The sequence below is a fragment of the Pseudomonas sp. FP2309 genome (assembly GCF_030687575.1).
Taxonomy (GTDB): Bacteria; Pseudomonadota; Gammaproteobacteria; order Pseudomonadales; family Pseudomonadaceae; genus Aquipseudomonas.
Map to the genome: position 1 here is coordinate 5,165,094 of NZ_CP117439.1, position 20,425 is coordinate 5,185,518.

18 protein-coding genes are annotated in these 20,425 nt (G+C 61.9%); 8 read left to right on the top strand and 10 right to left on the bottom strand.

Going from position 1 to position 20,425, the window contains the following annotated elements:
• Positions 1-206 precede the first annotated feature (206 nt).
• The gene (gbcA, locus tag PSH59_RS23860; RefSeq protein WP_248080396.1) at positions 207-1,502 is read left to right on the top strand and encodes an SRPBCC family protein; all 1,296 of its coding nucleotides are present in this window, start codon (positions 207-209) and stop codon (positions 1,500-1,502) included.
• Positions 1,503-2,295: 793 nt separating this feature from the next.
• On the opposite strand, the gene PSH59_RS23865 is transcribed toward gbcA, so the two are convergent.
• From PSH59_RS23865 to PSH59_RS23890, 6 genes are all read right to left on the bottom strand, one after another.
• Positions 2,296-3,066, bottom strand: a complete 771-nt coding sequence (locus tag PSH59_RS23865; RefSeq protein ID WP_248080397.1) for an electron transfer flavoprotein subunit beta — start codon at positions 3,064-3,066, stop codon at positions 2,296-2,298.
• A gap of 15 nt (positions 3,067-3,081) precedes the next feature.
• The gene (locus PSH59_RS23870) at positions 3,082-4,302 is read right to left on the bottom strand and encodes an electron transfer flavoprotein subunit alpha/FixB family protein (protein ID WP_305393806.1); all 1,221 of its coding nucleotides are present in this window, start codon (positions 4,300-4,302) and stop codon (positions 3,082-3,084) included.
• Positions 4,302-6,257, bottom strand: coding sequence for a (Fe-S)-binding protein (dgcB, locus tag PSH59_RS23875; protein WP_248080399.1), 1,956 nt, complete (start codon positions 6,255-6,257; stop codon positions 4,302-4,304). The genes PSH59_RS23870 and dgcB overlap by 1 nt, the downstream gene beginning before the upstream one ends.
• 103 nt (positions 6,258-6,360) lie before the next feature.
• Positions 6,361-8,421, bottom strand: coding sequence for an NADH:flavin oxidoreductase (gene dgcA, locus PSH59_RS23880; protein ID WP_248080400.1), 2,061 nt, complete (start codon positions 8,419-8,421; stop codon positions 6,361-6,363).
• A 15-nt stretch (positions 8,422-8,436) separates the two neighbouring features.
• Positions 8,437-8,967, bottom strand: a complete 531-nt coding sequence (locus tag PSH59_RS23885; RefSeq protein ID WP_305393807.1) for a DUF5943 domain-containing protein — start codon at positions 8,965-8,967, stop codon at positions 8,437-8,439.
• Positions 8,968-9,042: 75 nt separating this feature from the next.
• The gene (locus tag PSH59_RS23890; RefSeq protein WP_248080401.1) at positions 9,043-10,020 is read right to left on the bottom strand and encodes a dipeptidase; all 978 of its coding nucleotides are present in this window, start codon (positions 10,018-10,020) and stop codon (positions 9,043-9,045) included.
• A gap of 219 nt (positions 10,021-10,239) precedes the next feature.
• On the opposite strand from PSH59_RS23890, the gene PSH59_RS23895 reads away from it, so the two are divergent.
• On the top strand, positions 10,240-10,641 hold the full coding sequence (locus tag PSH59_RS23895) for a lysozyme inhibitor LprI family protein (RefSeq protein ID WP_248080402.1): 402 nt from the start codon (positions 10,240-10,242) through the stop codon (positions 10,639-10,641).
• A 40-nt stretch (positions 10,642-10,681) separates the two neighbouring features.
• Complete coding sequence (locus PSH59_RS23900; RefSeq protein ID WP_248080403.1) at positions 10,682-11,098, top strand: DUF3010 family protein; 417 nt, start codon at positions 10,682-10,684, stop codon at positions 11,096-11,098.
• Between the two features lie 29 nt (positions 11,099-11,127).
• On the opposite strand, the gene PSH59_RS23905 is transcribed toward PSH59_RS23900, so the two are convergent.
• Positions 11,128-12,294 (bottom strand): AAA family ATPase, encoded by a 1,167-nt coding sequence (locus PSH59_RS23905; protein WP_305393808.1) that lies wholly within the window; start codon positions 12,292-12,294, stop codon positions 11,128-11,130.
• Between the two features lie 68 nt (positions 12,295-12,362).
• Positions 12,363-13,307, bottom strand: coding sequence for a GlxA family transcriptional regulator (locus PSH59_RS23910; protein ID WP_305393809.1), 945 nt, complete (start codon positions 13,305-13,307; stop codon positions 12,363-12,365).
• Between the two features lie 193 nt (positions 13,308-13,500).
• On the opposite strand from PSH59_RS23910, the gene PSH59_RS23915 reads away from it, so the two are divergent.
• From PSH59_RS23915 to PSH59_RS23935, 5 genes are all read left to right on the top strand, one after another.
• The gene (locus PSH59_RS23915; protein WP_248080408.1) at positions 13,501-14,445 is read left to right on the top strand and encodes a choline ABC transporter substrate-binding protein; all 945 of its coding nucleotides are present in this window, start codon (positions 13,501-13,503) and stop codon (positions 14,443-14,445) included.
• A 74-nt stretch (positions 14,446-14,519) separates the two neighbouring features.
• Complete coding sequence (locus PSH59_RS23920; RefSeq protein ID WP_248080411.1) at positions 14,520-15,407, top strand: 3-keto-5-aminohexanoate cleavage protein; 888 nt, start codon at positions 14,520-14,522, stop codon at positions 15,405-15,407.
• A gap of 60 nt (positions 15,408-15,467) precedes the next feature.
• Positions 15,468-16,433 (top strand): L-carnitine dehydrogenase, encoded by a 966-nt coding sequence (locus PSH59_RS23925; RefSeq protein ID WP_248080413.1) that lies wholly within the window; start codon positions 15,468-15,470, stop codon positions 16,431-16,433.
• Positions 16,434-16,445: 12 nt separating this feature from the next.
• Positions 16,446-16,922, top strand: coding sequence for a thioesterase family protein (locus tag PSH59_RS23930; RefSeq protein WP_248080416.1), 477 nt, complete (start codon positions 16,446-16,448; stop codon positions 16,920-16,922).
• 252 nt (positions 16,923-17,174) lie between these two features.
• Positions 17,175-17,438: a hypothetical protein gene (locus PSH59_RS23935; protein ID WP_248080417.1), complete on the top strand. Its 264-nt coding sequence runs from the start codon at positions 17,175-17,177 to the stop codon at positions 17,436-17,438.
• Between the two features lie 43 nt (positions 17,439-17,481).
• Here the strand turns inward: PSH59_RS23935 and PSH59_RS23940 are convergent, their stop codons facing one another.
• Both PSH59_RS23940 and PSH59_RS23945 read right to left on the bottom strand, forming a co-directional pair.
• Entirely contained in the window at positions 17,482-18,585 is a 1,104-nt protein-coding gene (locus PSH59_RS23940) for a GlxA family transcriptional regulator (protein ID WP_099585767.1), read from the bottom strand.
• Between the two features lie 458 nt (positions 18,586-19,043).
• Positions 19,044-20,420, bottom strand: coding sequence for an L-serine ammonia-lyase (locus PSH59_RS23945; protein ID WP_248080418.1), 1,377 nt, complete (start codon positions 20,418-20,420; stop codon positions 19,044-19,046).
• Between the last annotated feature and the right edge of the window lie 5 nt (positions 20,421-20,425).

Genomic DNA, 20,425 nt, shown 5'->3' on the forward strand with positions numbered 1-20,425 from the left:
GACATTCACATACTTACCGCGACCAGCCCCCAACGACAGGGGGTTGCGCGTCGGGAACAGATTGGGCCATGTCGCCCATGGATAAGGTTCGTCGCACCGTCGGCCCCACACTCGCTCCATACAAAGACGCTTTCTTTACGCCTTGCATAGCACCAACCGTAGCCACTATTCGCCGGCCACACAGAATGGCCATGAGGACACATACGATGGACGTCACCGCAACCTTAAGCTTGGGCGATCCGCTGGAACCCGCACGCAAGGCCACCGCGCAAATGCTGCAAGAGCGCGAGCGCACCTTTTCGCTGCCCCAGCCGTTCTACTCTGATGAACGGCTGTTTGATATCGACATGCAGGAGATCTTCCAGAAAGAGTGGTTGATCGCCGGCATGACCTGCGAGATCCCCACCAAGGGCAACTACCTGACCCTGCAAGTGGGCAAGAACCCGATCATCGTGATCCGTGGCGCCGAAGGCGTGGTGCATGCGTTCCATAACGTGTGCCGCCACCGTGGCTCGCGCTTGTGCACCAGCGACAAAGGCAAAGTCGCCAAGCTGGTGTGCCACTACCACCAGTGGACCTACGAGCTCGACGGCCGTCTGCTGTTTGCCGGCACCGAAATGGGCGCTGACTTCGACATGAAGCAGTATGGCCTCAAGCCGGTGAACGTGAAGACCGCCGGCGGCTACATCTTTATCAGCCTGGCCGAGAACCCGCCGGCCATCGACGATTTCCTGTCGACGCTGAACCATTACATGGAACCCTACGACATGGAGAACACCAAGGTGGCGGTACAAACCACCTTGATGGAAAAAGCCAACTGGAAGCTGGTGCTGGAAAACAACCGTGAGTGCTACCACTGCAACGCGTCGCACCCGGAGCTGTTGAAGACCCTGCTGGAATGGGACGACGTCACCGACCCACGCGCCGATCAGGCGTTCAAGGACCACGTTGCCGCCTCCGCCGCTGCCTGGGATGCCGAAAAAATCCCTTACGCCCACGCCAGCTTCGGCCTGCGTAACCGTATCGTGCGCATGCCGCTGCTCAAAGGCACTGTGTCGATGACCCTGGACGGCAAACAAGGTTGCGCCAAGCTCATGGGCCGTATCAAGAACCCGGACCTGGGCTCGATGCGCATCCTGCACCTGCCGCACTCGTGGAACCACTGCATGGGCGATCACATCATTGTGTTCACCGTGTGGCCGATCAGCGCCCAGGAAACCATGGTCACCACCAAGTGGCTGGTACACAAGGACGCGGTTGAAGGCGTGGACTACGACGTGGAGCGTATGCGCCAGGTGTGGGATGCCACCAACGACCAGGACCGTCGCCTGGCCGAAGAGAACCAGCGCGGCATCAACTCCACCGCCTACCAACCTGGCCCGTACTCCAAGACGTATGAGTTCGGCGTGGTGAACTTCGTGGATTGGTACAGCGAGCGCATGCTCAGCAACCTGGGTGCAGCGCCCGCGCCTTACCTCAAAGGCGTCGCCGCTCACGAGTAACGCTACGACTGTCAGGGTTTTGGCTGTACAAAAAACAGCCAGAGCCCGGACAACCCTGTATCACCCTGCCCTCCAGCCGTTGCCCAACAACTTATCCACAGAGCCACCCACAGCAATTGTGGGCAACTGCTTCCCGCCCCCAAAATTAACTGAAGAAAATCCGTGACTTATTCAAGTTGCACGGTTTCCGGCACGATTGATCAATTATTGAACAAACCCACGTAACCCACGGTTGACGTGGCTTACAGCTGTGCGCGAACACCTTATCCACAGAAGCACCAACAGACTTTGGGGGCAACTTCAACGGCACTGTGGAAAACCTGCTGAAAGCGTCATAAACCGAGGCTTTGCGCACCATCAAGTCGTTAAAAGCAGGCATTTGATCAAACTTTAACCAACACTCTGAGCGCCTTTATTTATAAGGCCTGCAAGCGACAGCAAACATCTTATCCACAGAAGCGCCAACAGACTTTGGGGGCAAGTCGGTGCGGCCGACGGGCTGGATAAACGGAAAAACCCGAGCAAAAACCGTTATTTAGCTTGGTTGTTTTTCGTACAGAGGGCTGCAGGGCTTTAGCTGCAAGGGTTGTGGACAACCGCGAACAGGTTATCCACAGACGGGTCAACAGGGATTGTGGGTAAGCCTGTGGCTGCGCCCTCGAGGGAAGCCTGTTTACTGAAAATGGTTTTGGGGGAGGAGATCTGGTCGTTGCGGTGAGCGGCTACACCTCAACAAGCCCCGCCATCACCGCCCCCTCCAGGCGTTCGGCTCAGCGGGGCCGGCGACGATAAATCAGCGCACCACACCCTCTTCCACCAGCAGCTTGAGGATCGCCTCGGCACCCGCCTGCGGGCTGAGGCCCTTGAGCACTTGCCCGCCGCCGCCACTGGCTTTGGCCGTGGCCGCTTTCATGCGGTCGGCGCCGCTCTTGGCCTTGATCACCTTGAGGCGCTTGGGTCGGGGCTTGGCCGGTTGCAGCACCGCAGCTGTGAATAACTCGTCTTGTTCAACTTCAACTTCATGGGCCGCCAGTTCACCGCGTTGCGCCGGGCCGTAGGCGCTTTGCCGAGGCTTGGGCGCCGCGTTATCCACCGTGGCCACGAACGGCAGACGCACCTTCAGGCGCCGCCGCTGACCGCGCGGCAAGGCTTGCAGCACATGGGCCACGCCCGCCTCGATGGATTCCACCTGGGCCAGGCCCACAATCAGCGGCCAACCCAGTTGCTCGGCCAGCAGGAACGGCAGCATGCCCGAACCTTCGCCGGTTTCCGCCTGACTGCCGGTGAGCACCACATGGGCACCGGCGTCGCGCAGGTAGTCACTGAGCACCGGCAGCGCATCGGCGCCGGTCGGTTGTTCGAGTACATGCAGTTGCGGCAGCCCCATGCCCAGGTAGCTGCGCAACGTGGGCTCGGCGATGTTGCCGGCGTGCAGCACCTGCAACTTATCCCCAGCCATTTGCAGGCCCAGTTCCACCGCGCGCGCATCTTGCTCGGCGCGCCGTGGGCGACCGGAGGTGGGGTGGGCGCCGATGGACACGAGGCTGATTACATTGGTCGTCATGGCCATATCCTTTGCTTAAGCCGCATCGCGCTTGGCGCCGTTGCGGTAGGCCTCGACCGCATCGATCAAGGCTTGCAGTATCGCGGCGCTTTCGCCGATCACCGACAGGTCGGCACGCTTGATCATGTCGCAACCCGGATCCAGGTTGATCGCCACCACCTTGTCGCAGGCACCGATGCCTTGCAGGTGCTGGATCGCCCCGGAAATCCCCACGGCCACATACACCCGTGCGGTCACCCAGGTGCCGCTGGCACCGACCTGGCGATCACGCGCCATAAAACCATCGTCCACCGCCACCCGCGACGCGCCTTCGGTGGCGCCCAGTGCGGCGGCGGTCTGGTGGAACAGCGCCCAGTCCTTCACGCCGTTGCCGCCGGAGAAAATAAACTCCGCCTCGGCCATCGGAATCGCTGCCGGGTCCACCGCCACCGCGCCGAGGTCTTCGATACGCGGCAGGCTGCGCGCCAGGCCTGTGGATAACTCCACGGGCAAGACTTCATGGCGCGTGTCGCTGACCGGTTCGGCACATTCCACCGCGGCGAGGATCAGGCGCGGCAACGGCCGCGCCAAATCTTCCTGACCCGCACCGGCGCGGCCGATGCATTCATCGCCCTTGATCTGCCACACCCGCGTGGCCGGACGCTCCTTAAGGCTGGCGGCAAAACGCCGCCCCAGCTCACCACCGCCACTGCGGCTGTCAGGCAGCAACCAGTGGCGCGGGTTGAATTGGTTATCCACAGCCCGCAGGCCGTGCACACGTTGCTCTGGTGAATAACCCTCGAACTCGGCGCCATCCAGCACCAGCAAGCGGTCGACACCGGCGGTGGCAAACGCGCTCTCTTTGTGTTCGCCGAACACCACCGCCAGCACCGCACCGTCGTCGCCGGCCAGCTGCCGCGCCAGGCCGAGCAGGTCACGGTCGTGACTGCTCAAGCGGCCGCCGACCATGTCGGGCACCACGTTGATATAGAACGCCGGCGCCGGCACCTGATGCAGCGGCAACTGCACCTGCACCGCCGCGCTGCGCTTGGCCGCGCCGCCCTGCTGGGCGCCGCTGCGGTCGATACGCTTGATGCCGTTGGGGCCGATAAAACCGACGCCATGGACGTTTTTGCGGACAACGCCGTGAGGCCCCATCCAGCTGTGTTGCACCGGTTGCATGGCCGCATGCAGTGGGTGCAGGCGGTTACGGGCGATCCATTCGGCACGGGGGTCGCGGCGGATAATGTCGCTCATCAGTGCACCTCCGCAGGCGTTTGTTGGGCAGGGCGTGTGATCGGGGTTTTGACCGGCGCGGCCTCTTCGAGCAATGCGTCGGCCACCAACTCGGCAATGTCCTTGATCAACGGCCGGGGCTCGACCACACCTTCAAGCATCGCGGTGCATTGGGGGCAGCCCACGGCCACCAGCTCGGCGCCGGTTTCGCGAATGTCATCCATGCGCATGTCCGGGATCCGCTGTTTGCCGGGGATGTCGGTGATCGGCGCACCGCCGCCGCCGCCGCAACAGCGCGAACGGAAGCCCGAGCGTTGCATCTCCTTGACCTCGATGCCCAGCGCGCGCAGCACTTGGCGCGGCGCTTCGTACTCGCCGTTGTAGCGGCCCAGATAGCACGGGTCGTGATAGGTCACGCTGTTGCCTTTGTGCTGGCCCAGGTTCAGGGCGCCGTCGCCAATCAGCTCGGCCATGAAGGTGCTGTGGTGCTGCACACGGTAGTTGCCGTTGAAGGCGCCGTACTCGTTTTTCAACACATGGAAACTGTGCGGATCGCAGGTGACGATGCGTTTGAAGCTGTACTTGGCCAGGGTCTGGATATTGCGCGTGGCCAGCAGCTGGAACGTCGCTTCATCGCCCAGGCGCCGCGCCACGTCGCCGCTGTCGCGCTCTTCGAGACCGAGTACGGCGAAGTCGACCTTGGCCGCCTTCAGCACTTTGACGAACGCGCGCAGGGTGCGCTGGTTGCGCATGTCGAACGCGCCGTCGCCAACCCAGAACAGCACGTCGGTACTGCCTGTGTCGCTGAGCAACGGCAAGTTCAGGTCCGCCGCCCAGTTGAGGCGACCGCCCGGTGCGAAACCACCCGGGTTGTCGGTGGCGATCAGGTTTTCGAGGACTTCGGCGCCCTTGTTCGGCGTGGCACCTTTTTCCAGGGTGAGGTGGCGGCGCATGTCGACGATGGCGTCCACGTGCTCGATCATCATCGGGCACTCTTCCACACAGGCGCGGCAGGTGGTGCACGACCACAGGGTCTCCGCGTCCACCAGGCCGTTAACGATAGGCTGGTGCGGGTTGCCGCCGTGTTCGCCAATGGCTTTGCCAGGGTAAGGACTACCGGCGAACTTGGCATCGGTGCCGCCCGCCAGGCCGACGACCATGTCCTGAATCAGTTTTTTCGGGTTCAACGGCTGCCCGGCAGCAAACGCAGGGCACGCCGCTTCGCACTTGCCGCACTGCACGCAGGCGTCGAAGCCGAGCAGTTGGTTCCAGGTGAAATCCTTGGGTTTTTCCACGCCCAGGGGCGCGCTTTTGTCGGTCAGGTCCAGCGGCTTCAAGCCGGTGGAACGGCCACCGCCGAAGCGTTCGGCGCGGCGGTGCCAGGCCAGGTGCAGGGCGCCGGCGAAGGCGTGTTTCATCGGGCCGCCCCAGGTCATGCCGAAGAACATTTCGGACACGCCCCACAGCACGCCTACGCTCAACAGCGCGGCCAGCAGCCAGCCGCCGAAGTCCGCCGGCAGAAGCCCGGCCACCGGCAACGTCACCAGGAAAAAACTCACCGAGAACGCCATCAGGCTTTTCGGCAGGCGCATCCAGGGGCCCTTGGACAGGCGCGAAGGAGGGTTGCGCCGACGCAGGTAGACAAAGGTGGCACCGACAAACATCAGCACCGACGCCAGCAGCAAGGCATAGCCGAGGATCCGGTTCTGCAGGCCAAAGCCGTGCACCAGAATCGCCAGCAATGCAGACAGCACAAAGCCCAGCGCCGTGGCGACATGGGTGTTGGCAATGTATTTGTCGCGGGCGACCACGTGGTGCAAATCGACCATGTAGCGCTTGGGCATGGCCAGCAGGCCGCCCAGCAGATCGACTTTGGACGCGCGGCCACGGCGCCACATGTTGACGCGACGCAGCGCGCCGAGGACAGCGAGCCCCAAGGCGGCAAACAAGAGAATAGGCAGCAAGGTGTTCAACATTGAGGCGACCTCAAGCGGCAAGTTTTAAGCTACAAGCGGCAAGTCAAAGCCGGTCACCCATTGCTCTTTCTTGCTGCTTGAAGCTTGTCGCTCGCGACTGTTCTTAAAAATCCTTGCAAAGGCGCAGGGCGTCATAGATGGCAGCGTGGGTATTACGCTGCGCCACACAGTCACCGATGCGGAACAGCAAGTAGCCCTCGCCCGCTTCGCTCAAGCACGGCTGCGGCTTGATCGCGAACAGCGCTTCGACGTCGATCTGGCCCTTGTTGCGCGAACCTTCCTTGAGCCCGTAGTAAATGGCCTCGTCCGGACGCACACCGTTCTCGACCACCACCTGGTCCACCACACGCTCTTCCTTGGCGCCGGTGTATTCGTTCTCCAGCACCGCCACCAGCTTGTCGCCCTCGCGGTAGACCTTCTCCAGCATCATGTCGCCGGTCATGATCACTTCTTTGGGGTACATGCTGCGGTAGTACGTCGGGAACGACGTACCGCCGATCGCAACGCCCGGCTTGATGTCATCGGTGACGATTTCCACCTGGCAGCCTTTGTCGGCCAGGAAGTCGGCCACCGACATGCCGGTGAATTCGCAGATGGTGTCGTAGACCAGCACGTTCTTGCCCGGCGCGACTTTGCCGTCGAGCACATCCCAACTACTGACCACCAGGCCTTCAGCGGCGCCCCAGTGTTCGTTCTGCTCGATAAACGGATGCCCGCCGACCGCCAGCACGACCACGTCAGGACGCAGGTCCAGGATGGTTTCGGCATCGGCCGCCACGCCCAGGCGCAGGTCGACTTTCAACCGCGCCAGCTCCAGTTGGAACCAGCGGGTGATGCCGGCGATCTGGTCGCGCTGCGGCGCTTTGGACGCGGTGGTGATTTGCCCGCCGATAAATTCTTTTTTCTCCAGCAGGGTCACGTCGTGGCCGCGTTCGGCCGCCACGCGCGCGGCTTCCATCCCCGCAGGGCCGGCACCGACCACCACGACTTTGCGTTTGGGCCCGGTGGATTTTTCGATGATGTGCGGCACGCCCATGTATTCACGGGAGGTGGCCGCGTTCTGGATGCACAGCACATCCAGCCCCTGGTACTGACGGTCGATGCAGTAGTTGGCGCCGACGCATTGCTTGATCTGGTCGATCTGGCCCATCTTGATCTTGGCGATCAGGTGCGGGTCAGCGATGTGGGCACGGGTCATGCCGACCATGTCCACATAGCCGCCTTCCAGAATACGCGTGGCCTGGTTCGGGTCCTTGATGTTCTGCGCGTGCAGCACCGGGACCTTGACCACTTCCTTGATACCGGCCGCCAGGTGCAGGAACGGCTCCGGCGGGTAGCTCATGTTCGGGATCACGTTGGCCAGGGTGTTGTGCGTGTCGCAGCCTGAACCCACCACGCCGATGAAGTCGAGCATGCCGGTGTCGTCGTAGTACTTGGCGATCTGCTTCATGTCCTCGTGGGACAGGCCGTCCGGGTGGAACTCGTCACCGCACAGGCGCATGCCCACGCAGAAGTCATCACCCACTTCGGCGCGCACGGCCTTGAGCACTTCCAGGCCGAACTTCATGCGGCCCTCGAAGCTGCCGCCCCATTCGTCAGTACGCTTGTTGACCCGCGGGCTCCAGAACTGGTCGATCATGTGCTGGTGCACCGCCGACAGTTCCACGCCGTCCAGGCCACCGGCCTTGGCCCGGCGCGCAGCCTGGGCGTAGTTGCCGATCACGCGCCAGATCTCTTCAGGCTCAATGGTCTTGCACGTGGCACGGTGCACCGGCTCACGCACGCCGGAGGGCGACATCAGGGTCGGCCAGTTGAAGCCGTCCCAACGCGAGCGGCGGCCCATGTGGGTAATCTGGATCATGATCTTGGCGCCATGCTTGTGCATGGCGTCGGCCAGGTTCTGGAAGTGCGGGATGATGCGGTCGGTGGACAGGTTCACCGAACTCCACCATTCCTGCGGGCTGTCGATGGCCACCACCGAGGAGCCGCCGCAGATCGCCAGGCCAATGCCGCCCTTGGCTTTCTCTTCGTAGTACTTCACATAGCGGTCAGTGGTCATGCCGCCGTCGGTGGCATACACCTCGGCGTGGGCAGTACTGAGTACGCGGTTGCGGATAGTCAGTTTGCCGATCTGAATCGGCTGGAACATTGCTTCGAAAGCCATGGCACGGTCCTCGGCTTACAACGGCTTGACGGTGAACAAACCAGAATCAAAGCCCTCTTCGGAGCCTCCGTAGACTTGTTCGGCGACGGTGCGGATCTTGCTGCCACGGGCTTCCAGGATCTGGTCCATGGCACCGGCAAACCAGCCGGTGAACATGTAGTCGACCTTGCGCCCGACCTTGCCGTACACATAGACGAATGCCGAGTGCTCAAGCGTGACGCTGGCGGTGCCTTTGTCGAGGTCGATGTCCTGGATCTTGAACAGGCCCCAGCCGCGTTGCGACAGGCGCTTCATGTAGTGTTCGAACACCGCGACGCCTTCCAGGCCGTGGCACTCGGCTTCTTTTTCACACCAGTGCCAGGCGGATTTGTAGCCGGCCTTGTAGAGGATCTCGGCATAGGCGTCGACGCCCAGTACTTCTTCGATGCCCATGTGGTTGTTGACGAAGAAATGGCGCGGCACGTACAGCATCGGCAGGGCGTCGGAGGTCCAGACACCGGTTTCGCTGTCGACTTCGATTGGCAATTGCGGGGCGATCTTGGCCATGGAAACTTAACTCCAGAAAATTCTCAGGTATGCCCCGGCACGGACGGCCGGGGGAAAAGATGCGGTTGCGCCGGCTTATTCGCCCCAGACGTCTTTGAGGACGTTGACCCAGTTCTCGCCCATGATCTTGCGCACCACGCGTTCGCTGTGGCCGCGCTTGAGCAGGGTCTCGGTGAGGTTGGGGAACTCGCCCACGGTGCGGATGCCCAGCGGGTTGATGATCTTGCCGAAGCTGGTCAGACGGCGGGCATAGCCCTTGTCATGGGTCAGCATTTCGAAGAAATCCTGGCCATGACCCTGAGTGAAGTCGGTGCCGATACCAATGGCGTCTTCGCCGACGATGTTCATGGTGTATTCGATGGCTTCGGCGTAGTCGTCGATAGTCGAGTCAATGCCCTTGGCCAGGAACGGCGCGAACATGGTCACACCGACAAACCCGCCATGGTCGGCAATGAACTTGAGTTCTTCATCGGACTTGTTGCGCGGGTGTTCTTTCAGGCCGGACGGCAGGCAATGGGAGTAGCACACCGGCTTTTTCGATTCGAGGATGACTTCTTCGCTGGTCTTGGAGCCGACGTGGGACAGGTCGCACATGATGCCGACGCGGTTCATCTCGCCGACGATCTCGCGGCCAAAGCCCGACAGGCCGCCGTCACGCTCATAGCAGCCAGTGCCGACCAGGTTCTGGGTGTTGTAGCACATCTGCACCACACCGACGCCGAGCTGCTTGAAGATCTCGACGTAGCCGAGCTGGTCTTCGAAGGCATGGGCGTTCTGGAAGCCGAAGATGATGCCGGTCTTGCCCTGCGCCTTGGCGCGATGGATGTCGGCGGTGGTTTTGACCGGGATCACCAGGTCGCTGTTTTCACGGATCAAGGTCTGGCTGGCAACGATGTTATTGATCGTGGCCTGGAACCCTTCCCACACCGACACGGTGCAGTTGGCGGCAGTCAGGCCACCTTTGCGCATGTCCTCGAACAGCTCGCGATTCCACTTGGCAATAATCAGCCCGTCGATAACGATGCTGTCGGCGTGCAACTCGGCTGGGCTCATCAGGCGTCCCCTTATTGGCGATTCATGCGCCGAATCGTCTGCCGGCGCTTTGGGGCCAGCATATGCCCAGGGGCCGACAGAGCCGGGTGCAAAAACGACAGGGGAATTGCCGAAAGCGTCAATCCGCGACAAAGGGTGTTAAGACTGGTCTGACTGGCGACTGTTCTTTGTCTTACGCTTGAGCCAGAATTCGGCCATCACCTGATATGAGAAGGCGCAATGAAATCGATTTTCCTGGCTTTGGCACTCATCGCAACCGGCGTCCACGCGGCTGAAGACACCGACAGCACCCCGTGCGATGGCATCGAAAACGACAAACAAACCCTGGAATGCGCCACCTACAACAAAACCACCGCCGAGCAATTGCTCAAGGATAACTATCAAGCGTTGCTCGAACGCATGGGTTCGACCTATGGGCACGACAAAACCAAGCTGGCGGACATTACCGCTCGTCTGAAGGACGCCCAGCAGAAATGGGAAAAACTGCGTGACGCCGATTGCGCGGTGGACACCTTCCCGGCGGTCACCGGCACCAAGGCCTACGCGATTGCGCAAAATGATTGCCTGGCGCGGATGAGTGACGAGCGGTCGGAGTTTTTGGAGTCGATTGGTCAGGAATAAGCGACAATCCCGTCACTTTTAACCTGAACCAAGGCCATTCATGACTATCTGCGGCATCGAAATCAAAGGCAGCGAAGCCATCATCGCCGTCGCCTCCCTGGACAACCAGGCGCTGACGCACGTCGCCCTGGCCACCAAGAAAATCGCCCTGGGCGACGACGATGAAGCGGCCAACGTCAAAGCCTTCGCCGCCCAGGTGAAGGCCTTTGTGCAGGCCAACGCCATCACCCGCATCGCCATCAAAAAGCGCAGCAAGAAAGGCGAGTTCGCCGGTGGCCCGACCACGTTCAAGATTGAAGGGGTGTTTCAGCTTCTAGATGGCGTTGAAGTGACCTTGCTGTCGCCGCAGACCCTCAATGCGCAGTACAAAAAACACGCCTTCGATCTGCCCGCGACCCTGAACAAATACCAGCACGAGGCTTACAAAGCCGCCTGTTCGGCACTGCTCAAAAAATAAGCACCGCCACAGCCGATCTGCGGCGCCCTTCAGCGCTTGTGCAGCAGCCAATCCCCAAATGACTTGTCTTCCAGGGCATACCCGCCCCGGCTCGACTTCCACACCAGTTCCTTGTCGCGCAGCGCATCGATGCACGCCTGAATGGTCTGGGTGCCCGGCACCACGTCGCTGCCCATGTCCTCCAAGGCCTTGCCGACCGCCGTGAGGGTAGCGTCGGTGAACGGCGCGAACGGTTCGTTGTGTTGCGAACGCTCCACCATCACCTGCAACACCGCGCGCTGTGGGATGGTCAACGCGTTCCAGGCGCTTTCGAACTCGGTCCACACACCGGCACGCAGCAACTCGGCGCGACTGTGCAGCAGTTGGCCAAGGTTGCCGGCCTCCCCCAACTCCAACGCCACTTCACCAATGATGGTGCGCAGCATCTCGGGGCGACGCCCTACCAGCTCGAACGCCTCATCGATATCAGCCGCGTTGAATTGGTTGGTCTGCGCCAAATGCGCATTGAGGTGCGCGGTGTAGGCCTGGGTAAACTCGCGGCCCAACAGTGGAAATGGCGTGATGCTGGAGCCAAAGAACGGCTGGCTTTTGCCCAGGACCAAGTGGGCAAGCTTGTCGCGATTGGAGCCGGTGAACACCAGATGCAACCCGCTGCCGTCCTCGTCGCGCCCTTGATTGAGCTGATCGCGGGCGGCCTTCAGGGCGAACATCGCGTTGATGCCGGCCTCGCTGGTCAAGGCGTGCTGCGCTTCGTCAATCACCAGGACCACCGGTTTTTCCGCCGCGCGGTGCAGCAGCTCCAAGGCCTGGGTCAATGTCGCGCCCACCGGCAATTGCGGCTTGCTGAAGTCCCAGGACAGGGTCCGCAGGAAGCTTAATTTATCGATCCCGATGTTCTTTGCCAGCTTGCGAATGCCCTTTTCATAGGGCACCAGCGCTGCGGCAATCGCGCTGGCGATCAACTCGGCTGGGTCCTGCTCTTTGTCAGCCCACAGGTCGACATACACGCTCAGCCAGCCTCGAAGCTGACACTCCGGGATCAGGTCTTCACGCAAAAACGTACTTTTGCCCGTACGCCTCGGCGCCGCGAGAAACAGGCCGGAGGTAAAATCCTGGATGCCCGCCCCCACCAGGCCGTCGGCAATGCTTTTTGCCAGGATGGGCCGGCGGAATACGAAGCCGCTCTGCTTGGACATGGATTTATACTCAATTATGGAAAGCACTATAAATTATAGTCGTGAGTATAATTAACTATAATTGCCCGTCAAACCACCTCCCGTCGCCGATCCTCGCGCGGACACTTGGCAAACCGCGTGCGATAGCTGCGGGTAAAGTACGACGGCGATTCAAACCCGCAGGCAATACTCACCTCCAGCACACTCAGGTCGCTCTGCCTGAGCAGTTGCCGGGCTTTTTCCAGGCGCAGGCCGAGGTAGAAGTTGCTCGGTGTGTCGTTCAAGTGCAGGCGAAACAGGCGCTCCAACTGGCGCCGGGTGACCTTGATCGCCTCGGCCAGGGCCAACGTGCTCAGTGGCGGTTCGGTGTGCTGTTCCATCTCGCCGATTACCTGCACCAGCTTCTTGTTGTTGATGCCGTAGCGTGTGGCGATCTGCATGCGCTGGTGGTCTTTGCGCGGGCGAATGCGGCCAAGCACGAACTGCTCGGACACCTGAATCGCCAGCTCCGGGCCGTGGGCCTGGGCGATCAGGTCGAGCATCAGGTCGATGGACGCGGTGCCACCGGCGCAGGTGATGCGGCGGCGGTCGATCTCGAACAGTTCCTGGGTCACGGTGAGGTGAGGATAGGACTCTTTGAAGGCGTCGATGGCTTCCCAGTGCAGGGTCAGGCGGTGGCCGTCGAGCAGCCCGGCTTGCGCCAGCACGCAGGCGCCGGTGTCTATGGCGCCGAGCGTCACGCCTTCATGGTCGAGGCGACGCAACCAGTGTTCCAGGGCGGGAGTGGCGCACTGCAACGGTTCGAAACCGGCCACCACCAGTAAGGTCGCGCCCTTTTTCAAGGGTTCCAGCGCGGCGTCGGCATTGACCGACATGCCATTGCTCGCCAGTACCGCCCCGCCATCGGCACTCAGCACGTGCCAGCGATACAGTTCGCCACGGAAGCGATTGGCCACCCGCAGCGGCTCCAGCGCGGAAATAAAGCCGATGGCCGAGAAGCCCGGCATCAGCAAAAAGTAGAAATCCTGGGACATGGTGGCGCTCTCGTCGCACGGGCAGCGTGGCACTGTGATACTCCCGTTCAGAAGCGGATTCAAGGGGGCAGGTCGCGCCAGTGCAAGAGCGGGTCGCCGCCGTGCGTTTTGTCGCCCGCCGGCTTGCGTAACTTGGCCTCACGGCGCACAAAGACGCCGGACCCCACAATAACGACCTGCCGAGGGATCCACCATGAACCGACTGATCAACCGCTGCGTGCTCGTACTCAGCGCCAGCGCCATCTTGAGCACTAACGTCCTGGCGGCCGACGCGGCCTCCTGCCAGAACGTGCGCATGGGCGTGGTGAACTGGACCGATGTCATCGCCACCAGCGCCATGACCCAAGTGTTGCTCGACGGCCTCGGCTACAAGACCAAACAAACCAGCGCCTCCCAGCAGATCATCTTCGCCGGCATCCGCGACGCGCGCCTGGATATGTTCCTGGGCTACTGGAACCCGCTGATGACCCAGACCATCACGCCGTTCGTCGACGCCGGGCAAGTCAAGGTCCTCGACAAACCAAGCCTGGAAGACGCCCGCGCCACCCTCGCCGTGCCCACCTACCTGGCGGACAAGGGCCTGAAAACCTTCGCCGACATCGCCAAGTTTGAAAAAGAACTGGGCGGCAAGATCTATGGCATCGAGCCAGGCTCGGGTGCCAATACGCAAATCAAGGCGATGATCGCCAAGAACCAGTTCGGCCTGGGCAAGTTCCAACTGGTGGAGTCCAGCGAAGCCGGCATGCTGGCCGCCGTCGATCGCGCCGTGCGGCGCAAGGAAGCCGTGGTGTTCTTCGGCTGGGCGCCGCACCCGATGAACGTCAACATCGCCATGACCTACCTCAGCGGCAGCGACGATGCCCTGGGCCCGAACGAAGGCATGGCCACGGTGTGGAGCGTCACCGCGCCAAACTACGCCGAACAGTGCCCCAACGTGCACAAACTGCTGACCAACCTGACGTTCACCGCCGCCGACGAGAGCCGGATGATGCAACCGCTGCTCGATCACAAGGACGCTCTGGAATCGGCCAAACAGTGGCTCAAGGATCACCCGCAAGACCAGGCACGCTGGCTGGAAGGGGTGACTACCTTCGACGGCAAACCCGCGGCCGCCAACCTGCAACTCACCGCCAAATAACCCCTGTTCATTCACCGCTTCGCAGCCGACAGCGGCTGCGGACGGCATCACTACGCCTGTAAGGAACCTGTCCCATGAACCACGACGTCATCATCACCTGCGCACTCACCGGTGCTGGCGACACCACCGCCAGAAGCCCGCACGTGCCGGTCACCCCCAAACAGATCGCGGCGGCGGCCGTTGAAGCGGCCAAGGCCGGGGCCACGGTGGTGCACTGCCACGTGCGTGACCCGCACACCGGCAAATTCAGCCGCGACGTGGCCCTGTACCGCGAAGTGATGGAGCGCATCCGCGAGGCCGACGTCGACATCATCGTCAACCTCACCGCCGGCATGGGCGGTGACCTGGAGATCGGCGGCGGCGAGAACCCCATGGAATTCGGCCCCAACACCGACCTCGTCGGCCCGTTGACCCGCCTGGCCCACGTCGAAGAACTGCTGCCGGAAATCTGCACCCTGGACTGCGGCACTCTGAACTTCGGCGATGGCGACACCATTTACGTGTCCACACCGGCGCAGTTGCGGGCCGGCGCCAGGCGCATCCAGGAACTGGGCGTGAAGGCCGAGCTGGAAATTTTCGACACCGGCCACCTGTGGTTCGCCAAGCAAATGATCAAGGAAGGTCTGCTCGACAACCCGCTGTTCCAGCTGTGCCTGGGCATCCCGTGGGGCGCGCCGGCCGACACCACCACCATGAAAGCCATGGTCGACAATCTGCCTGCCGACGCAGTGTGGGCTGGTTTTGGCATCGGCCGCATGCAAATGCCGATGGCGGCGCAAGCGGTGCTGCTGGGCGGCAACGTGCGGGTCGGTCTGGAGGACAACCTGTGGCTGGACAAAGGCGTGCTCGCCACCAACGGTCAACTGGTGGAACGCGCCAGCGAAATCCTCAGCCGCCTGGGCGCACGGGTCATGACCCCCGCCGAAGGGCGAATCAAGATGGGCCTGACCCAGCGCGGCTGATTGCCTGAAACACCACCTGACTCCTGCAGAAAAAACACCTCCCCCTTAGGAACGTCGCCCATGAGCTTTATCACCGAAATCAAAACCTTCGCCGCCCTCGGCAGCGGCGTCATCGGCAGCGGCTGGGTATCCCGCGCCCTCGCCCACGGCCTGGATGTGGTCGCCTGGGACCCGGCGCCCGGCGCTGAAGCGGCGCTGCGCAAACGCGTCGCCAACGCCTGGGGTGCCCTGGAGAAACAGGGCCTGGCGCCGGGCGCGTCCCAGGACCGCCTACGCTTTGTCAGCACCATCGAAGCCTGCGTGAAAGACGCCGACTTCATCCAGGAAAGCGCCCCGGAACGCCTGGATCTGAAACTTGAACTGCACAGCAAGATCAGCGCAGCGGCCAAGCCGAATGCATTGATCGGTTCGAGCACTTCGGGCCTGCTGCCGAGTGAGTTCTACGAGGGCTCCACCCACCCGGAGCGCTGCGTGGTTGGGCACCCGTTCAACCCGGTGTACCTGCTGCCGTTGGTGGAAGTGGTGGGCGGTAAGAAAACCGCGCCCGAGGCGATCCAGGCCGCAATCAAGGTGTATGAATCCCTCGGCATGCGTGCGTTGCATGTGCGCAAGGAAGTCCCTGGGTTTATCGCCGATCGCCTGCTCGAAGCGCTATGGCGCGAGGCGCTGCACCTGGTGAATGACGGCGTGGCCACCACCGGTGAAATCGATGATGCGATTCGCTTTGGCGCCGGGTTGCGCTGGTCGTTCATGGGCACTTTCCTCACCTACACCCTGGCGGGCGGTGATGCGGGTATGCGGCACTTCATGGCACAGTTCGGCCCCGCGCTGCAGTTGCCGTGGACCTACCTGCCGGCACCGGAACTGACCGACAAACTGATCGATGATGTGGTCGACGGCACCCGTGATCAGTTGGGCACACACAGCATTTCGGCGCTGGAGCGCTACCGTGATGATTGCCTGTTGGCGGTGCTGGAGGCGGTGAAAACCACCAAGGCCAGACACGGCATGACCTTCGCCGAATAACGGATACCCAACATGCCTGCATTGACCACCTACACCACCCAAGTCCAGCCCGCCTGGGTCGACTACAACGGCCATCTGCGCGACGCGTTCTATTTGCTGATTTTCAGCTACGCGACCGACGCGCTGATGGACACCCTGGGCCTGGACAGCGACAACCGCGAAGCCAGTGGCCACTCGCTGTTCACCCTGGAGCTGCACCTGAACTACCTGCACGAAGTGAAGCTGGGCGCCGAGGTTGAGGTGCACACCCAACTGATCGCCCACGACGCCAAGCGCCTGCACCTTTATCACAGCCTGCACCTGGCAGGTGACGAGAAGGAACTGGCCGGCAATGAGCAGATGCTGTTGCATGTCGACCTGGCGGGCCCGCATGCGGCACCGTTCGCTGCGGCTACGCTGGAAAAAATCGCAGCGATCAGCGCCGCACAGGTGAACCTGCCCAGACCCGCCCTGCTTGGCCGCGTGATCGGTTTGCCGGTCAAAAAATAAGCGAAAAAAGCCCCGATCCAGCCGTGACTGGATCGAGGCAGAGGTGCCTTGTGTGAGCTGTACATCCCGAGGGTGACCAAACCATCAAGCTGTGTGGCTGAGTTCAGTGTGCCGATAACCGAGGACGGTGCATGGCCCGAAAACGACACGCTCATAGCCATCTGAGGCATTCGTGCATTCTGCCCTTGCCGCGTGCCTGAGCGGCTACCAGAATCCAGGTCAGACCCCGCTCCCCTCACCAGGATAAACGTCATGATGCATGCGGATTTGATTGACCAGAATGACCTGTTGGACCAACTGCGCTCGTTGGGTTTTGAAGTGTCCAGCGGCGCCAGCGCCGAACAGGCCTGCGAGTGCGCCGTGCGCGGCTTGAGCGAAGCACGGGCCAAGGCGCTCAAAGGCATGGTGGAAAAAATGTACAGCGGCAGCGCGACGATTTTGCCGGCGGTGCGTCAGGCAATCGACAAGCAGCTGTTGCCGGCGCTGATGCAGTTCAAGCAGAACTCGGGCGCCTGATAGACCGCTATCGGGGGCTTGCCCCCGATGCAGTCAATGCGGTTTAAAGCCTGACGCTGGCAAACGTCGACTCGTTGCGCGCCTGGCTCAACGCCGACATCGGCCCGGCCAACGGCGCCAGCACCAGAGCCTGCGGAATCGGCATCATCGCCACTTGCTGGGTGGTGTTGGAACCTACGCGCTCATCCCGTGGCGGGATGCCGAAGTACTCGCGGTAGCACTTGGAGAAGTGCGGCGTGGAGACAAACCCGCACACCGACGCCACTTCAATGATCGACATCGGCGTTTGCTTGAGCAGTTGCCGTGCACGAATCAGGCGCAGCTTGAGGTAGTAGCGCGATGGTGAGCAGTGCAGGTATTTCTGGAACAGGCGCTCCAGCTGGCGGCGCGACACGGCGACGTACACTGCCAATTCATCCAGGTCGATCGGTTCTTCCAGGTTGGCTTCCATCAGCGCCACGATCTCCTGCAGCTTCGGCTGATTGGTGCCGAGCATGTGTTTGAGCGGCACGCGCTGGTGGTCCTGTTCGTTGCGGATGCGCTCGTACACAAACATCTCGGAGATGGCGGCCGACAGCTCACGGCCGTGATCGCGGCTGATCAGGTGCAGCATCATGTCCAGCGGCGCGGTGCCGCCCGAGCTGGTAAAGCGGTTGCGGTCGAGGGTGAACAGGCGTGTGCTCATGGCCACACGCGGGAAGGCTTCCTGCATCGAGGCCAGGCATTCCCAGTGCACGCTGCAATCGAAGCCATCGAGCAGGCCGGCGCAGGCCAGAGCCCAACTGCCGGTGCACACGGCGCCAAGACGACGGGACTGGCGCGCCTGGCTTTGCAGCCATGACACGTGCTCACGGGTCACGGTGCGCTGGATACCCACGCCGCCGCACACAATCACGGTGTCCAGGGCCGGAGCTTTGTGCATGGAAGCATCGGGAGTGATTTGCAGACCGTCGCTGGCCCAGACTTGGTTGCCATCCACGCTCAGGGTGGTCCAGCGATACAACTCGCGGCCGGACAGCTGGTTCGCCATGCGCAGTGGTTCCACTGCCGACGCCAGGGAAATCAGCGTGAAATTGTCCAGCAGCAAAAAGCCGATGGATTGAGGCGCACGGTTCTGGGGTTGGGCCCCTGAGTTGAACGACGTCATCGCGGTAATCTCCTCACACAAAGCGGGTAATGGCCTCAGGCGAGGCTCTTGTTATTGCACTCCTCGTCCATAACGAGGAGAGGCTTTGAATGGATAGAGCAAATGCCGTGCCTGAAATTGAATACGTATTCAATAAATCCTGAAAACGACCTGTTGATGCGTCTATATAAGCCCGCGCAGGAAGTGCGGGATATAGCCTGAAAACGATGTGAGAGCAGGTCTGCCTGAGCCGTGAGCAGATCGGTAGCACTTGTGGGAAGGCGCTTTGAGGGGTGTGGGATAAGTCTGTCACCCAACGCACGGGGGACGCGTGATCGAGGGCAAATCGTTCGCAAGCTACTTATCTGTTTGCGACGCGCCAAAAGGTGGCGCTTTTGGTTTGAGTGTTCACTTTATGAGCAGTTCTGACCCGATCTCAGCCATCGGGGGGCACGCCCCCCGATGCAGGCGACCCGGCCTCAGCACTCGACTGCGCTGACCGCCAAGCCGCCCCGCGAAGTCTCTTTGTACTTGTCATGCATATCCGCTCCGGTATCGCGCATCGTGCGGATCACCCGATCCAGCGAGATAAAGTGCTGACCGTCGCCACGCAGGGCCATTTGCGCGGCGTTGATCGCCTTGACCGCTGCAATCGCATTGCGCTCGATGCACGGCACTTGCACCAGCCCGCCCACCGGATCGCAGGTCAGGCCGAGGTTATGCTCCAGACCGATTTCGGCGGCGTTGCACAGTTGTTCCGGCGTGGCGCCGAGGATCTCCGCGAGCCCTGCCGCAGCCATCGCGCATGCAGAACCCACCTCACCCTGGCAACCGACTTCGGCACCGGAGATCGACGCGTTCTTTTTGCACAGGATGCCCACTGCCGCGGCGCCAAGCAGATAGTCGACCACGTTGGCTTCGGTGACTTCTTCGCTGAACTTCATGAAATAGTGCAGCACCGCCGGGATGATCCCCGCCGCGCCATTGGTCGGTGCGGTGACCATGCGCCCACCGGCGGCATTTTCTTCGTTGACCGCCAGGGCGAACAGGTTGACCCATTCCATGGCGCTCAAGGTCGAGCCGATCACGTTGGGTTTGTTCAGCTCCTGCAGACTGCGGTGCAACTTGGCGGCGCGACGGCGTACGTTCAGGCCGCCGGGCAGGATGCCTTCGTGTTTGAGGCCCTGCTCCACGCAGTCCTGCATGGCGTGCCAGAGTTTCATCAGGCCGCTGCGGATATCTTCTTCGGAGCGCCAGACTTTTTCGTTGGCCAGCATCAATTCGGCGACGCGCAGGTTATGGGTCTTGCACAGTTGCAACAGCTCGGCGGCGCTGGAAAAGTCATAGGGCAGTACGGTGCGGTCCATGTCCGCCACGCCGCTTTGGGCCTGGGCTTCATCCACCACAAAACCGCCACCGACGGAGTAGTAGGTGTCGCGGCGCAGTTCGCCGTCATCACCGAACACCACCAGGGTCATGGCGTTGGGGTGAAAGGGCAGGTTTTCGTCGAGCAGGCGCATGTCCCGGGCCCACACGAACGGCACGGGCAAGCGCCCGTCCAGCAGCAGGGTGTCGGTTTCGCGCAGGGTGTGAATGCGCACGCCGATTTGCGACGGATCGATCGCGTCCGGCCACTCGCCCATCAGGCCCATGATGGTGGCAGTGTCGCTGCCGTGGCCGATGCCGGTGGCCGACAACGAGCCGTACAGCTGAACTTCAACGCGTCGCACCTGCTCCAACAATTCACGTTCACGCAAGCCTTGAACGAACAACGCCGCGGCACGCATGGGGCCCACGGTGTGAGAACTCGAAGGCCCGATGCCGATCTTGAACAGGTCGAAAACGCTGATAGCCATTAACG